The sequence below is a fragment of the Streptomyces sp. NPDC058701 genome, from assembly GCF_042715295.1.
Classification (GTDB): Bacteria; Actinomycetota; Actinomycetes; order Streptomycetales; family Streptomycetaceae; genus Streptomyces.
This window is the reverse complement of the sequence record NZ_JBHXSY010000031.1, coordinates 43,277-58,487: the sequence shown is the minus strand read 5'-3', so window position 1 is coordinate 58,487 and position 15,211 is coordinate 43,277. Positions and strand designations below refer to the sequence as shown.

The 15,211-nt window shown below is 73.1% G+C and carries 9 protein-coding genes and 1 pseudogene; 6 read left to right on the top strand and 4 right to left on the bottom strand.

Features of this window, described 5'->3' with window-relative positions:
- Nucleotides 1-559: 559 nt before the first annotated feature.
- The gene (locus ACFWW8_RS27490; protein WP_386532341.1) at nt 560-3,556 is read left to right on the top strand and encodes a bifunctional [glutamine synthetase] adenylyltransferase/[glutamine synthetase]-adenylyl-L-tyrosine phosphorylase; all 2,997 of its coding nucleotides are present in this window, start codon (nt 560-562) and stop codon (nt 3,554-3,556) included.
- Between the two features lie 101 nt (nt 3,557-3,657).
- On the opposite strand, the pseudogene ACFWW8_RS27485 reads toward ACFWW8_RS27490, so the two are convergent.
- Nucleotides 3,658-4,310, bottom strand: a pseudogene (locus tag ACFWW8_RS27485) (serine/threonine-protein kinase); the annotation flags it as partial.
- A gap of 260 nt (nt 4,311-4,570) precedes the next feature.
- On the opposite strand from ACFWW8_RS27485, the gene ACFWW8_RS27480 reads away from it, so the two are divergent.
- From ACFWW8_RS27480 to ACFWW8_RS27470, 3 genes are all read left to right on the top strand, one after another.
- The gene (locus ACFWW8_RS27480) at nt 4,571-4,987 is read left to right on the top strand and encodes a hypothetical protein (protein ID WP_386532338.1); all 417 of its coding nucleotides are present in this window, start codon (nt 4,571-4,573) and stop codon (nt 4,985-4,987) included.
- 81 nt (nt 4,988-5,068) lie between these two features.
- A complete protein-coding gene (locus ACFWW8_RS27475; RefSeq protein ID WP_386532336.1) occupies nt 5,069-6,667 on the top strand; it encodes an amidohydrolase in 1,599 nt (532 codons plus the stop codon).
- Between the two features lie 160 nt (nt 6,668-6,827).
- Nucleotides 6,828-8,897: a phosphocholine-specific phospholipase C gene (locus ACFWW8_RS27470; protein WP_386532333.1), complete on the top strand. Its 2,070-nt coding sequence runs from the start codon at nt 6,828-6,830 to the stop codon at nt 8,895-8,897.
- 62 nt (nt 8,898-8,959) lie between these two features.
- Here the strand turns inward: ACFWW8_RS27470 and ACFWW8_RS27465 are convergent, their stop codons facing one another.
- The 3 genes from ACFWW8_RS27465 to ACFWW8_RS27455 form a co-directional block, all read right to left on the bottom strand.
- Entirely contained in the window at nt 8,960-9,850 is an 891-nt protein-coding gene (locus ACFWW8_RS27465) for a phosphatase PAP2 family protein (RefSeq protein WP_386532331.1), read from the bottom strand.
- Nucleotides 9,851-9,942: 92 nt separating this feature from the next.
- Nucleotides 9,943-10,974, bottom strand: a complete 1,032-nt coding sequence (locus ACFWW8_RS27460) for a LacI family DNA-binding transcriptional regulator (RefSeq protein WP_386532328.1) — start codon at nt 10,972-10,974, stop codon at nt 9,943-9,945.
- Nucleotides 10,975-10,999: 25 nt separating this feature from the next.
- Nucleotides 11,000-12,661 carry a glycoside hydrolase family 13 protein gene (locus ACFWW8_RS27455; RefSeq protein WP_386532325.1) on the bottom strand — a complete coding sequence of 554 codons (1,662 nt, stop codon included), beginning with the start codon at nt 12,659-12,661 and terminating at the stop codon, nt 11,000-11,002.
- A gap of 222 nt (nt 12,662-12,883) precedes the next feature.
- Between ACFWW8_RS27455 and ACFWW8_RS27450 the strand changes: the two genes are divergently transcribed.
- Together ACFWW8_RS27450 and ACFWW8_RS27445 are read left to right on the top strand one after the other, a co-directional pair.
- Nucleotides 12,884-14,164, top strand: a complete 1,281-nt coding sequence (locus ACFWW8_RS27450; protein WP_386532323.1) for an extracellular solute-binding protein — start codon at nt 12,884-12,886, stop codon at nt 14,162-14,164.
- Between the two features lie 6 nt (nt 14,165-14,170).
- A complete protein-coding gene (locus ACFWW8_RS27445) occupies nt 14,171-15,211 on the top strand; it encodes a carbohydrate ABC transporter permease (protein ID WP_386532320.1) in 1,041 nt (346 codons plus the stop codon).

The window sequence follows — 15,211 nt, the reverse complement described above, 5'->3', positions numbered from 1 at the left end:
GGGGTCATCAGGGGCGGTCCGTCCTTCTGACCAGCTCGCCGGCAGCACGGGCCGTCCCCTGCTCCATCAGCACCGGCAGCGTCCTGGCCCGGCAGGACGGGCGCGCCCGGCGTCGGCCTCCGGGGTCACCCGGGGCGGCCCCTCCCCCCCGGCGGCACGGGCCGCTGCCGGAGCCGACCTCCGAGGGGGCACCCAGGGGGCCCGCCGCCCGGCCGCCCCCGGCAGCACCGCCCCCGCGGCCCGCCACGGCCGCGCGCCCGCCGCCGCCGGTTTCACCCGAGCCCCGGGCCGGCGCTGTCGCGGGGCCCTGCTGTCGCGCGGCCCCTGCTGTCGCGCGGCCCCGCAGTGCACGCGGCCCCGCAGGCCCCCGGGCCGACCGCCCCACCCGCCCCCCGCCTCGCCCGACGGCCGGACGTCACCGCTCGCGTCGCGTCCGCGTCGGGTGAGTCGAACGCCTGCTCCGGATAGGCTCAGCCCGGGTACGACAGGCACCACAGGCACCACAGGGCACCACATGCACGCCAGGGCAGTGGCGGCGACGACCGCGGGAGGCCACGGGATGACAGTCCCGGGACGCAGGAGCAGCACCTTCATCCGGCTGCTGCGCAGCGGCTTCACCGACCCCTCCACCGCGGCCCGGCTCCTCGACGCCGACGCGCTGGCCTCCGTACGGACCGACCCGGTCCTCCTCGACGCCCTCGGGGCGACCGCTGACCCCGACCTCGCCCTCCTCGGACTGGTCCGGCTCGCGGAGGCGCAGACCGAGGAGGACCGGCCCGTCCTCCTCGACACCCTCGTCAGCGCCAAGCCGCTCCGCGACCGCCTCCTCGGCGTGCTCGGTGCCTCCGAGGCGCTCGGCGACCACCTCGCCCGCCACCCCCGCGACTGGCGGTCCCTCGTCACGTACGAGGCCGCCGACCTGCACCCCGGGCTGCCCGAGTTCGAGAAGGGGCTGGCCGACGCCCACGACCCCGTCCAGCTGCGCGTCTCCTACCGCCGCTGTCTGCTGTCCATCGCCGCCCGGGACGTCTGCGGCACCACCGACGTCGCCCAGACCGCCGCGGAGCTCGCCGACCTCGCCACCGCCACGCTCCGCGCGGCCCTGCGCATCGCCTCCGCGGCCGCCCCCGAGGACGCGGCACGGTGCCGGCTCGCCGTCATCGCGATGGGCAAGTGCGGCGGCAACGAGCTCAACTACGTCTCCGACGTCGACGTGATCTTCGTCGGGGACGGCGGCGACGGCACCGACGGCGCCGACGAGGGCAAGGCCGTCCAGGCCGCCACCCGCCTCGCCTCCCACCTCATGCGGATCTGCTCCGAGACCACCGTCGAGGGCACCATCTGGCCCGTCGACGCCAACCTCCGCCCCGAGGGCAGGAACGGTCCGCTCGTCCGGACGCTCGCCTCCCACCTCGCCTACTACCAGCGCTGGGCCAAGACCTGGGAGTTCCAGGCCCTCCTCAAGGCCCGTGCCGTCGCGGGCGACGAGGCGCTCGGCGCCGAGTACATCGAGGCCATAAGCCCCCTCGTCTGGCAGGCCGCCGAGCGCGAGAACTTCGTCCCCGACGTCCAGAAGATGCGCCGCCGCGTCGTCGACAACATCCCCGCCGCCCAGGTCGACCGCGAACTCAAGCTCGGCCCGGGCGGCCTGCGCGACGTCGAGTTCGCCGTCCAGCTGCTCCAGCTCGTGCACGGCCGCAGCGACGCCACCCTGCACTCCGGCTCGACCCTCGACGCCCTGCACGCCCTCGCCGCCGGCGGCTACGTCGGCCGCGCCGACGCCGCCCAGCTGAACGACGCGTACCGCTTCCTGCGCGCCATGGAGCACCGCATCCAGCTCTACCGGCTGCGCCGCACCCACCTCGTCCCCGAGGACGAGGCCGACCTGCGGCGCCTCGGCCGCTCCATGGGCCTGCGCACCGAACCCGTCGCCGAGCTCAACAAGGCCTGGCGCCGGCACGCCTCCGTGGTCCGCCGCCTGCACGAGAAGCTGTTCTACCGGCCGCTCCTCGACGCCGTCGCCCAGCTCACCCCCGGCGAGACCCGGCTCTCCCCGCGCGCCGCCGGCCAGCGCCTCGAAGCCCTCGGGTACGCCGACCCGGTCGCGGCCCTGCGCCACCTGGAGGCCCTCGCCTCCGGCGTCACCCGCAAGGCCGCCATCCAGCGCACCCTGCTGCCCGTGATGCTGGGCTGGTTCGCCGACTCCGCCGACCCGGACGCGGGCCTGCTGAACTTCCGCAAGGTCTCCGACGCCCTCGGCAAGACCCCCTGGTACCTGCGGCTCCTGCGCGACGAGGGCGCCGCCGCCGAGAACCTCGCCCGCGTCCTGTCCGCCGGCCGCCTCGCCCCCGACCTGCTGCTGCGCGCCCCCGAGGCCGTCGCGCTGCTCGGCGACCCCGAGGGCCTCCAGCCCCGTACGCACGAGGCCCTGGAGCAGGAGGTGCTCGCCGCCGTCGGCCGGGCCGCGACCCCCGAGGCCGGGGTCGCCGCCGCCCGCGGGGTCCGGCGCCGCGAGCTGTTCCGCACCACGGCCGCCGACATCATCGGCTCGTACGGTACGGAGGACAACCCGGCCGAGGAGGACCACGGAGCCCTCGTCGACCGGGTCGGCGGAGCCGTCTCCGACCTGACGGCCGCGACCATCGCGGGCGCCCTGCGCGCCGCCGTCCAGGACCACTGGGGCGACACCCTCCCCACCCGCTTCGCCGTCATCGGCGTCGGCCGCTTCGGTGGCCACGAGCTCGGCTACGGCTCCGACGCCGACGTCCTGTTCGTCCACGAGCCCCGCGAGGGCGTCGACGAGCAGGAGGCCGCGAAGGCCGCCCAGACCGTCATCTCCGAGATGCGCAGACTGCTCCAGCTGCCCTCCGCCGACCCGCCGCTGCTCATCGACGCCGACCTGCGCCCCGAGGGCCGCTCCGGTCCGCTGGTCCGCACGATCGCCTCGTACGCCGCCTACTACCGCCGCTGGTCCCTGACCTGGGAGAGCCAGGCCCTGCTGCGCGCCCAGCCCGTCGCCGGTGACGAGGAACTGGGCCGCCGCTTCATCGAGCTGATCGACCCGCTGCGCTACCCGGTGGAGGGGCTCGGGGAGGACGCCGTACGGGAGATCCGCCGGCTCAAGGCCCGCATGGAGTCGGAGCGGATGCCGCGCGGCGCCGACTCGACCCTGCACACCAAGCTCGGCCGGGGCGGCCTCAGCGACGTCGAGTGGACCGTCCAGCTGATCCAGATGCGGCACGCCTGGGCCGAACCGGGCCTGCGCACCACCCGGACCCGGGACGCCCTGGCCGCCGCCCACGCGGCCGGGCTGATCCCCACCGAGGAGGCGCAGATCCTCGACGAGGCCTGGGTGCTGGCCACCCGCGTCCGCAACGCCGTGATGCTGGTGCGCGGCCGTGCGGGGGACACGTTCCCCACCGAGGCCCGCGAACTGGGCGCGGTGGGCCGCTACCTGGGCTACGCCGAGGGCACGGCCGGCGAGATGCTGGACGACTACCGGCGCATCACCCGCCGCGCGCGGGCGGTCGTGGACGAGCTGTTCTACAGCGGCTGACGGGCCGGGGCGGCGGCGGCCGGGCCCGCGGCGGGCCGGGTCGCGGCCACGGCCTCCGGAACGGGAACCAGGGCCGGTGGCGGCGGGGACGGGGGCGCACTCGGCGCCGACTCCCGGCCGGGGCCCCGGCCGGGGGCGGCCTCCAGCTTCTCCAGCCGCATGGCGGGCGGGTTGTCGCCGAACGGCGGCTCCCCGCACGCCGCGTACGCGAGGACCGAACCCAGCGCGAACACGTCGGTGGCGCCGCTCAGCCGCCGCTTGCCCGAGGCCTGCTCCGGGGCCATGTAGGCGGGGGTGCCCACGACCATGCCGGTCCGGGTCAGCTGGCTCTGCTCGGCGCGTGCACCGCCGCCAGGCTCGCCGCGGCCTCCCGCAGCAGCAGCCAGAGGGAGTGGGCGGGCAGCGGGCCGCGGTGCAGCTCGACGGCCTCCTTCAGCGTGACCCCGGGGACGTACGCGGTGGCGAACCACGGCGGCCGGGCCGTGCGGTCGCCGGCGAGCAGCGGCGCCGTCGCCCCCTCGGGCAGGCGCGCCAGATGGTCCAGCTCGTGCCCGAAGCGGCGCACGAAGTCCTCGTCCTCGCCGACGACCGAGGCCAGCAGCTGCTTGACGGCGACGTACCGGCCGTCCTTGACGCCGAGGTACACCCGCCCCATCCCGCCGGCTCCGAGCCGCCCCGCCAGCGGGATCGACCCGATCCGGCGCGGATCCCCCGCCTCCAGCGGCCCGGCCCCGCTCCCCGTCAGCTCTAACACGTCCGCCCCGTCAGCATCGGAAACAGTCTCCAGAACCTACCCGATGGCCCTCACGGCAACGAGGCCTGTCCGAGGCGGACTTGACGCCGAGGCCGGGAAACGGTTGCGGCTTCCGCACGCTGCTCCCGGGGGCCGGTGCGCCGCCCGACCGGGGGCCCGGGGGGTCTCGTCAAAGTCGTTCCGTACGCCCGGGGGGCGGGCCGTGCGTGCCCGGGCCGCACGGCAGGAGCGAGTTTGACGACACCCCCTAAGCTCCGGGCATGACTGCTGAGTGGTACGTCCTCATCGAGGAGGACACCCGTGTGACGCGAGCCGCCGACGGCGTCAAGCTGCAACTGCACCGCTGGGCACTGGTGGCCAGGCACCCCGTCGGTGCTTCGCAGGAGCAAGCCCTCGCCGTGGCCGAGGACGCCGCCCTGCACTACGTACCGGCCCTCATCGCCCGCCACGCCCGCCCGGGCGACACCCCGGCCCGCAGCGCCTTCCTCACCGCCGGTGGCGCGTGGCTGGTCTGGCTCAGGCAGCGCGACCGGGAGTGCCACGTCCGCGTGACCGCTGCCCGCCTCGTGCACACGCAGGAGGAGGCGCAGAGCCCGCCGAAGACCCTCAAGGAGAAGGTCCGCCACGCGCTGGACGGCCCGGAGCCCTCGGCGCCCGCCTGGGCCCCCAGGACCTAGACCGTCCCTTCCGGGCCGGGGCCGGGGGCCGAATCGCCGTCGCCGTCCCGTCCCCGGCCCCGCCCAAGGAGAAGAACCGCCGTGCCCGCTGCCGACACCGTCCTCACCGGAGCCCGCGTCCGCACCCTCGACCCCGAGCGCCCCGAAGCCCGTGCGGTAGCCGTCCGCGGCGGCGAGATCACGGCCGTCGGCGACGAAACCGACGTACGCGACTGGCTCGGCCCCGCCACCGAGGTGATCGACCTCCGCGGCGCCACCCTCACCCCCGGCCTCACCGACTCCCACAGCCACCCCGTCTGGGGCATCGAGATGGCGGGGGGCACCGACCTCTCCGCCGTCCGCGACCCCGACCAGCTGCGGGCCGCCCTGCGCACCGCCGGCCGGGGCCCCGGCGGCTGGGTCACCGGCCACGGGCTCGACCACAACGCCTTCGGCGGGCGTCCCGTCGACCGGGCGCTGATCGAGGAGGCGCTCGCCGGAGCCCCCGCCTTCCTGCGCCTCTACGACGGCCACTCCGCCCTCGTCTCCGGCGCCGCCCTGGCAGCCGCCGGGATCACCGGCCCCCGCACCTTCGCCCAGCGCTCCGAGATCGTCTGCGACGGCGACGGCCGCCCCACCGGCCACCTCCTCGAGCACGCCGCGATGGCCCTCGTCGGCAACCTCGTCCCCAAGCCCTCGTACACCGAGCGCCGGACCCGCCTCGTCGAGCTCCTCGGCTCCATGGCCGCCACCGGCCTCACCGGCGCACACGTCATGGACCTCGGCGACGGCGACGTACCGGCCCTCCTCGCCACCGTCGAGTACGAGGGTGAGCTGCCGCTGCGCCTCAACCTGGCCCCCTGGTGCATGCCCGGCGCGGACGAGGCCGGGCTGGCGGAACTGATCGCCCTCCAGGGCACCGGCGGCCGCCACTGGCGGATCGGCGGCGTGAAGTTCTTCATGGACGGCACCGTCGAGGGCGGCACCGCATGGCTGGAGCACGCCGACTGCCACGGCCAGGGCAGCGACGCCTTCTGGCCCGACCCCGACGCCTACGCCCGCGCCGTACGGGTCCTGGACGCGGCCGGCGTCCGCACCGCGACCCACGCCATCGGCGACGCGGCCGTCCGGCACGTCCTGGACACCGTGGCCGCCCTGGGCGCACCGGCCCGGATGCGGCACCGGATCGAGCACATCGAGACGGTCCCCGACGAACAGGTGACGAGGTTCGCGGAGCTCGGCGTGATCGCCTCGATGCAACCGCCGCACACCGCCTACACCCGGGCCGACCACACCGACGAGTGGTCGAAGCGGCTCGGGGAGGAACGGGCCTCGCACGCCTGGCGCTGCCGCGACCTGCGCGACGCCGGAGCGGTCCTCGCGCTCGGCTCGGACTGGCCCGTCGCCCACTACGACGCCCGGCAGATCCTGGTGACCGCCCGCAGCCCCCTCGGCGCGGCCGCCGCGGGTCCCGCCCTGACCGGGCTCATGGCGCTGGAGGGACTGACCTCGCACGCCGCGCTCGCGGCGGGGGAGCAGCAGGTGGCGGGACGGATCGCGCCCGGCTACCGGGCCGACCTGACGGCCTTCGCCCTCGACCCGGTCACCGCCGGGGTGGACGAACTGGCCGAGGCCCCCGTACGCCTCACGATGTCCGGAGGCCGGACCACCCACCGCGACCCGGGGCCCTCCCGCTCGTGACCGGCGGCGCACCTTTCGTTACGTCCTCCCCACCGGAATCCGACTGCTGTTCGCCTCGTGTACCCGCCGCCGTCACACCCGGCTCCCTCTCCGGTACTCCGGACCCGCTGTTCTTGGGGAAGGTCAAGCACCCTCGAACAAAGCAGAGGTCCCTCTCGCCATGGCAGAACTCAACCGCCGCCGCTTTCTCCAGCTCACCGGCGGAGCCGCCGCCCTGAGCCTGCTGGGCGAGAGCATCGCGCGCGCCGCCGCCATCCCCGCGCAGGGGACGACCGGAACCATCGCCGATGTCGAGCACATCGTGGTCCTGATGCAGGAGAACCGTTCCTTCGATCACTACTACGGTGCGCTGCGCGGCGTCCGCGGCTTCGGCGATCCGCGCCCCGTGACCCTGCCCAGCGGCAAGTCGGTCTGGCACCAGGCCGACAACGCGGGCAAGGAGACGCTGCCCTTCCGTCCGCCGTCCGACGACCTCGGCATGGAGTTCCTCCAGGGCCTGAACCACGACTGGGCCGGAGGCCAGAGCGCCTTCAACCAGGGCAAGTACGACAATTGGGTGCCCGCCAAGACGCCGGCCACCATGGCCCACCTGACGCGCGAGGACATCCCCTTCCACTACGCCCTCGCCGACGCGTTCACCGTCTGCGATGCCTACCACTGCTCGTTCATCGGCTCGACCGACCCCAATCGGTACTACCTCTGGTCGGGCCACACCGGCAACGACGGCAAGGGCGGCGGCCCGGTCCTCAACAACGCCGAGGCCGGTTACGGCTGGACCACCTACCCCGAGCGCCTGGAGGCGGCCGGGATCTCCTGGAAGGTCTACCAGGACATCGGCGACGGCCTGAACGCGGCCGGATCCTGGGGCTGGATCGACGACGCCTACCGCGGCAACTACGGAGACAACTCGCTCCTCTACTTCAACAACTACCGGAGTGCCCAGCCCGGCGACCCGCTCCACGACAAGGCCCGCACCGGAACCGACGCCAAGGCCGGCGAGGGCTACTTCGACCGGCTGCGCGCGGACGTCGCCGCCGGCACCCTGCCCCAGGTCTCCTGGATCGCGGCCCCCGAGGCCTTCAGCGAGCACTCGAACTGGCCCTCCAACTACGGCGCGTGGTACATCGCGCAGGTGCTGGACGCCCTGACCTCCAACCCGGACGTCTGGGCCCGCACCGCGCTGTTCATCACCTACGACGAGAACGACGGCTTCTTCGACCACGTGGTCCCGCCGTACGCCCCGGCCGACGCCCGCCAGGGCCTGTCGACCGTGCCGACCGCACTCGACGTCTTCCCCGGAAAGGCCGGTTACGTCGCCGGACCGTACGGGCTGGGGCCGCGCGTTCCCATGCTCGTCGTCTCACCGTGGAGCACCGGCGGCTACTCCTGCTCCGAGACCTTCGACCACACCTCCGTCGTCCGCTTCATGGAGCAGCGCTTCGGTGTGCACGAACCCAACATCTCGCCCTGGCGCCGCGCCGTCTGCGGTGACCTGACGTCGGCCTTCGACTTCGCGCGCAAGGACACCGCCACCGTGTCACTGCCCGACACCGGCGCGTGGCAGCCGCAGGACCGGGAGCGCCACCCCGACTTCCGGGCCACCCCGCCGGCCGTGGCGAGCATGCCGCGCCAGGAGAAGGGTTCGTGCCGTACCCGCCCGCTGGGCTACGCCCCGTACGTGGACGGTGCGGCGCTCACCGCGGCGGGAACGTTCCGGCTGACCTTCAGCGGCGGACCGGACCTGGGCGCGCAGTTCTACGTCACCGCGGGCAACCGCACCGATGCCCCCTGGACGTACACCACCGAGGCCGGCAAGTCGATCTCGGACACCTGGAACACGCGCTACTCGGCCGGCGTCACCGACCTGACCGTCCACGGCCCCAACGGCTTCCTGCGCGGCTTCCGCAACCCCGGCACCACCCCCGGCCCCGAGGTGACCGCACGGCACAACGCCACGACCGGCAACCTGGACCTCACCCTCGGTAACGCCGGGGCGGCCGCGGTGACGCTCACGGTCACCAACGCCTACGGCGGCGGGCCCAGGCGCATTACCGTCGCCAAGGGCGCCACCGTCACCCACAGCGTCTCCCTGAAGAACACCAAACGCTGGTACGACGTGACGGTCACCGCATCCGGGGTCGCGGACTTCGGCCGCCGCTTCGCCGGCAAGGTCGAAACCGGCGCGGCCGGCCAGTCCGACCCGGCGATCCTCACGGAGCAGTCCTCCTGACGCGTGCGCCCGCCCCCGGATTCCTCCCGGGGGCGGGCGCGTGCGTGGTCCGGAGGCCTTGCTCAGGCCCGGGCGCGGAAGCGGTTCAGCAGCGCCGCCGCCGGGTGCCGGTCGGTGTGCTCGGGGTGGCGGGGCAGGCGGTGCGGCATCGCGCCGTACCAGGACCGCGAGACGGCGTAGCCGAAGGCCAGGCAGATCATGCCGCCCACGGCGTCGAGCCAGAAGTGGTTGGCGGTGGCCACGATCACGACCAGGGTCGCCGTCGGGTACAGCAGGCCCAGGATCCGGGCCCAGGGGGCGGAGGCGACCGCGAAGATCGTCAGCCCGCACCAGAGCGACCAGCCTATGTGCATGGACGGCATCGCCGCGTACTGGTTCGACATGTTCTTGAGGTTCCCCGAGGCCATCGACCCCCAGGTGTGGTGGACCAGCACGGTGTCGATGAAGTCCTGCCCGTTCATCAGGCGGGGCGGCGCGAGCGGGTAGAAGAAGTAGCCGACCAGGGCCACGCCCGTGGTGGCGAAGATGACCAGGCGGGTGGCCGCGTACCGCCCGGGGTGGAAGCGGTAGATCCACACCAGCACGCCGATGGTCACCACGAAGTGCAGCGTCGCGTAGTAGTAGTTCATGCCCACGATCAGCCACGTCACTGAGTTCACGGCGTGGTTGACGGTCTGCTCCACCGCGATGCCGAGGTCCCGCTCGACGTTCCAGATCCAGTCGGCGTTGGCCAGGGCCGCCGCCTTCTGCTCGGGCACCGCGTTGCGGATCAGCGAGTACGTCCAGTAGCTGATCGCGATGAGCAGGATCTCGAACCAGATCCTGGGGCGGCGCGGGCTCCGCAGCCGCTCCAGCAGGGTGCGCTCCGGTACCGGGCGGGCCTCCACCCCGGCAGTGCTGGGCGCCGGGACATCCGTCCGGGTTTCCAGTGTCGTCACGCTCGCTTCACCCATGGGCCAAGAGTCTGCCAGATGCCCTCTCGCCTCCGATCATCCCTCGGGACGGTCTTCGGCGCAGCGGGTCCGCCCCGGGGACTACGAGGCCCCTACGGCCTGCGGTGCTGCCCCGGACCGGAGGCCGTGGAACCGCGCACCACCAGTTCCGGGAGGAAGACGAATTCGCTGTGCGGGGCGGGCGTACCGCCGATCTCCTCCAGCAGCGTCCGCACCGCCGCCTGCCCCATCGCCAGCACGGGCTGCCGGATCGTGGTCAGCGGCGGATCGGTGAAGGCTATGAGGGGGGAGTCGTCGAAACCGACCACCGACACGTCCTGCGGCACCCGAAGCCCCTGCTGCCGGGCCGCCCGGATCGCGCCGAGCGCCATCATGTCGCTCGCGCACACCACCGCCGTGCAGCCGCGGGAGATCAGCGCGGCCGCGGCGGCCTGGCCGCCCTCCAGCGTGTAGAGGGAGTGCTGGACCAGTTCCTCGACCTCCGCCTCGTCGAGCCCGAGGCGCTCCTTCATCCCCAGCCGGAAGCCCTCGATCTTGCGGAGCACCGGCACGAACCGCTTCGGCCCCACCGCCAGCCCGATCCGGGTGTGGCCGAGAGCGGCCAGGTGCGTCACCGCCAGCTGCATCGCGGCCCGGTCGTCGGGCGATACGAAGGGGGCCCGCACCTTGTCGGAGAACCCGTTGATGAGGACGTACGGGACGCCCTGCCCGCGGAGTTGGTCGTAGCGGCCCATGTCCGCCGTGGTGTCGGCGTGCAGCCCCGAGACGAAGATGATCCCGGATACCCCCCGGTCGACCAGCATCTCGGTCAGCTCGTCCTCGGTGGACCCGCCGGGCGTCTGCGTGGCCAGCACCGGCGTGTACCCCTGCCGCGTCAGCGCCTGCCCGATGACCTGGGCGAGCGCCGGAAAGATGGGGTTGTCCAGCTCCGGAGTTATCAGGCCGACGAGCCCCGCGCTGCGCTGTCGCAGCCGTACGGGCCGTTCGTAGCCGAGGACGTCGAGCGCGGCCAGCACGGACTCGCGGGTGCCTGCGGCCACACCGGGCTTGCCGTTGAGCACGCGGCTGACTGTGGCTTCGCTGACCCCCGCCTGGGCTGCGATGTCGGCTAGCCGTGCGGTCACGGGATTGGACTGTACCGGTCCCGCGTCACAATGCCCACCACGTGCACGAGTCCGGGGGCAGCACCACCGTACGGCTGTCCGTACACACCGGAGAGCTGGAGAGCACGGGCCGCCCCGGCGCCGGCAGCTCGACCGGAACGGGCCGGCTGTTGAGGGTGCAGGCGAAGCCGGGCCGGGTGAAGAGGAGGACCCCCTCGGGCGCCGGCAGCCACCGCATCCCCGTGGCCGGACCGTCCCAGTCCCCGGCGGGCCCCGACCGCCCGCCCTCCGGCGCCCCCAGCCCCGGCAGGGCCCGGCGCAGCTCCAGGGCCGCGCGGTACAGCTCCAGCGTCGAGTGCGGATCACCGGTCTGGGCGGCGACGCTGAGCCCGCCCCACCCGGCGGGCTGCGGCAGCCAGCTCCCGGCCGGTCCGAAGCCGTAGGGCGGCTCCGTGCCGGACCACGGGATCGGCACCCGGCAGCCGTCGCGGAGCCCGTCCTGCCCCGCGCCCCGCTGGAAGGCCGGGTCCCGGCGGGCCGCGTCGGGCAGGTCGAGGACCTCGGGCAGGCCCAGCTCCTCGCCCTGGTACACGTACGCCGAACCCGGCAGGGCCAGCATCAGCAGGGCGGCCGCCCGCGCCCGGGCCAGCCCCTGATCGCCGCCCCCGTACCGGGTCACGTGCCGCACCACGTCGTGGTTGGACAGCACCCACGTCGTCGGCGCCCCCACCGAGGCGGTGGCGGCCAGGGACTCGTCGATGACGGCGCGCATCGCGGTGGAGTCCCAGGGACAGTTCAGGAAGCGGAAGTTGAAGGCCTGGTGCAGCTCGTCGGACCGGACGTACAGCGCCAGCCGCTCGGAGGTGGGGGCCCACGCCTCGGCGACCCCGATGCGGTCGCCCGCGTAGGAGTCCAGGAGCCGGCGCCAGGAACGGTGGATCTCGTGGACCCCGTCCTGGTCGAAGAAGGGGAGCGGCTCGGTGCCGATCAGGGTGGCCTGGGCGCCGCGGCCGATGTCCGGCAGGTCGGCGGCCTTCACCATCCCGTGGGCGACGTCCACGCGGAAGCCGTCGACGCCGAGGTCGAGCCAGAACCGCAGGACGGAGGCGAACTCGGCGGGGACCTCCGGATGCGCCCAGTCCAGGTCGGGCTGCTCGGGGGCGAAGAGGTGCAGGTACCACTCCCCGTCCGCGACCCGGGTCCAGGCGGGTCCGCCGAAGACGGACTCCCAGTCGTTCGGCGGCTCCGCGCCGTCCGCGCCCCGCCCCGGGCGGAAGAGGTACCGGGCCCGGGCGTCCCGGTCCCCGGCGAGGGCGGCCCGGAACCACGGGTGCTCCTCGGAGGTGTGGTTCGGCACCACGTCCACGATGACCCGCAGCCCGAGCGCGTGGGCGCCCCGGACGAGGTCGTCGGCGTCGGCGAGGTCCCCGAAGAGGGGGTCGACGGCCCGGTAGTCGGCGACGTCGTAGCCGCCGTCGGCCTGGGGGGAGACGTAGAACGGGGTGAGCCACACGGCGTCGACGCCCAGCCGGGCCAGGTGCGGGAGGCGCTCGCGCACCCCGCGCAGGTCCCCGACGCCGTCGCCGCCGCTGTCGGCGAAGGACCGGACGTACACCTGATAGATGACGGCATCGCGCCACCAGCCGCCGCGTGCGTCGGCGTTGCTGGAAGCGCTTGCAAGCGGGACGGCCGTCAGCTCGTGGGTCATATCGGGGTCAACGCGTACACGTGCCCCCTGGTTGCGGGCCCGGAAGGTCGAAGGTCGCTCGAACTAACAGCAAGCTGCGGCAACCGTACGGACACACGGATGTAACGATCACCTCGTCTTGCAGAAAATTTCCGCAAGCTCTTTCGGACTTCTTTCGGGCTTGTTACGTTCCTGGCAACTCGGGACCGCGAGGATGCGGCCGGGATCATCGAAGGAGTTCATATGCGGCGTGGCATAGCGGCCACCGCGCTGGTCGCGGCCCTGGCACTCGCGGCGACGGCTTGCGGTGGGGACGCGTCGGACGGCAAGAAGGCGTCCGGCGACAACGCGGGCGGGGAGCTCTCCGGCACGGTCACGTGGTGGGACACCTCGAACGAAGCCGAGAAGGCCAGCTTCCAGAAGATCGCCGAGGCGTTCACGGCGAAGCACCCCAAGGTCACCGTCAAGTACGTCAACATCCCGTACGGCGACGCGCAGAACAAGGTCAAGAACGCCTTCAGCAGCGGCTCCGACGCCCCGGACGTGATCCGCGCCGACGTCGGCTGGGTCGCCGACTTCGCCTCCCTCCAGTACCTGGACGAGGTCCCGGCCGAGACCGTCAAGAAGGTCGACGCCGAGTTCCTGCCGGCCGCCGCGGCCAGCGGCAAGTTCGAGGGCAAGACCTACGCCGTACCGCAGGTCATCGACACCCTGGGCCTCTTCTACAACAAGAAGATGCTCGCCGACGCCGGCGTCCAGCCCCCCACCACGCTGGAGGAGGTCAAGACCGCCGCCGCGGCCATCAAGGCCAAGACCGGCAAGGCCGGCCTCTACCTGCGCGGCGACGACTCGTACTGGTTCCTCCCGCTGATCTACGGCGAGGGCGGCGACCTGGTCGACGCCAAGAACAAGACGGTCACCGTCGACAACGAGGCGGGCGTCAAGGCCTTCAAGACCGCACGTGACCTGGTCACCTCGGGCGCGGCGCTCACCAACGCCACCGACGGCTGGGTCAACATGCAGACCGCCTTCAAGTCCGGGGAGGTCGCCATGATGATCAACGGTCCCTGGGCCGTCGCCGACACCTACGCGGGCGACCAGTTCAAGGACAAGGCCAACCTCGGCGTCGCCGCCGTCCCGGCCGGGTCCGTCAAGGCCGGGGCCCCGCAGGGCGGCCACGACCTCGCGGTCTACGCCGGCTCCAAGAACACCGCCGCCGCGCACGCCTTCGTGGAGTACATGACCTCCCAGGAGGTCCAGGTCCAGTCCGCCAAGGAGCTGAGCCTGCTCCCCACCCGCACGGCCGCCTACGAGCAGGCGGACGTCAAGGGCAGCGAGATGGTCCAGTTCTTCAAGCCGGCCGTGGACAAGGCCGTCGAGCGCGCCTGGATCCCGGAGAACGGCTCCCTCTTCGAGCCGCTGAAGGTTGAGTACACCAAGGCGATCACCGGGGCCTCGACCCCGGAGGAAGCGGCCAAGACGGCCGGCGCCGAGTTCCGCAAGATCCTCAAGGGCTGGAAGTAACGAAACATGGCTGCTCACACCAGCCAGTCGGTGGCGAAGGCCGCGGGCGACGACGTCGAGGACAACGACGTCGCCCGCGGCCTGAGCCGCAGGACTGACAGCGGCAACAGGACCGGCGGCCGGGGCGGGCTGCGTCGCGCCCTCGCCACCCACTGGTACGCCTGGGCGATGGTCACCCCGGTGGTGCTCGTGCTCGGCGTGATCATCGGCTGGCCCCTGGTCCGCGGCGTGTACCTGTCGCTGACCGACGCCAACGAGCGCAACGTCTCCCGTACGATCGGCGTCCGCCACATCGAGGCCACGTACGAGTTCGTCGGGCTCGACAACTACGCGGCCGTGCTCAGCGACCCGGTGTTCCTGCAGCGGCTGGTGTGGACGGTGGTGTGGACCGTCGCCTGCGTGTCCATCACCTTCACGCTCGGCCTGGCCCTGGCCAACATGCTCAACCGGGACTTCAAGGGACGCGCCGTCTACCGGATGGCGCTCATCCTGCCGTGGGCGGTACCCGGCTTCGTCTCCGTCTTCGCCTGGCGGTTCCTCTTCAACCGCGACAACGGCATCCTCAACAAGATCCTCGACGGCGGGGGGATCTCCGCCGTCCCGTGGCTCGACGACCCGACCTGGGCCAAGTTCGCGGTCGTCACCGTCAACGTCTGGCTCGGCGTCCCCTTCATGATGGTCGCCCTGCTCGGCGGCCTCCAGTCCATCCCCGGCGAGCTCTACGAGGCCGCCGAGATGGACGGCGCCAGCGCCTGGCAGCGGTTCCGGCACATCACGCTGCCCGGCCTGCGCGCCGTGAGCATGACGGTGATCCTGCTCTCCACCATCTGGACCTTCAACATGTTCCCGGTGATCTTCCTGCTCACCCGGGGCGGACCGGGAGACTCCACCGAGATCCTGGTCACCCAGGCCTTCCGCGAGGCCTTCATCACCAGCCCGCGCGACTTCGCCGTCTCCGCGACGTGGGGCGTGCTGATCCTGGCCCTGCTCATGATCTTCGCGCTGGTCTACCGGCGCTCGCTGCGCAAGCAGGGAGAGGTGTGGTGA

Coding starts and splice junctions, on each gene's coding strand:
- ACFWW8_RS27455 (WP_386532325.1), bottom strand. CDS start 12,661: ATGACCCACGAGCTGACGGCCGTCCCGCTTGCAAGCGCTTCCAGCAAC.
- ACFWW8_RS27490 (WP_386532341.1), top strand. CDS start 560: ATGACAGTCCCGGGACGCAGGAGCAGCACCTTCATCCGGCTGCTGCGC.
- ACFWW8_RS27445 (WP_386532320.1), top strand. CDS start 14,171: ATGGCTGCTCACACCAGCCAGTCGGTGGCGAAGGCCGCGGGCGACGAC.
- ACFWW8_RS27465 (WP_386532331.1), bottom strand. CDS start 9,850: ATGGGTGAAGCGAGCGTGACGACACTGGAAACCCGGACGGATGTCCCG.
- ACFWW8_RS27480 (WP_386532338.1), top strand. CDS start 4,571: ATGACTGCTGAGTGGTACGTCCTCATCGAGGAGGACACCCGTGTGACG.
- ACFWW8_RS27450 (WP_386532323.1), top strand. CDS start 12,884: ATGCGGCGTGGCATAGCGGCCACCGCGCTGGTCGCGGCCCTGGCACTC.
- ACFWW8_RS27470 (WP_386532333.1), top strand. CDS start 6,828: ATGGCAGAACTCAACCGCCGCCGCTTTCTCCAGCTCACCGGCGGAGCC.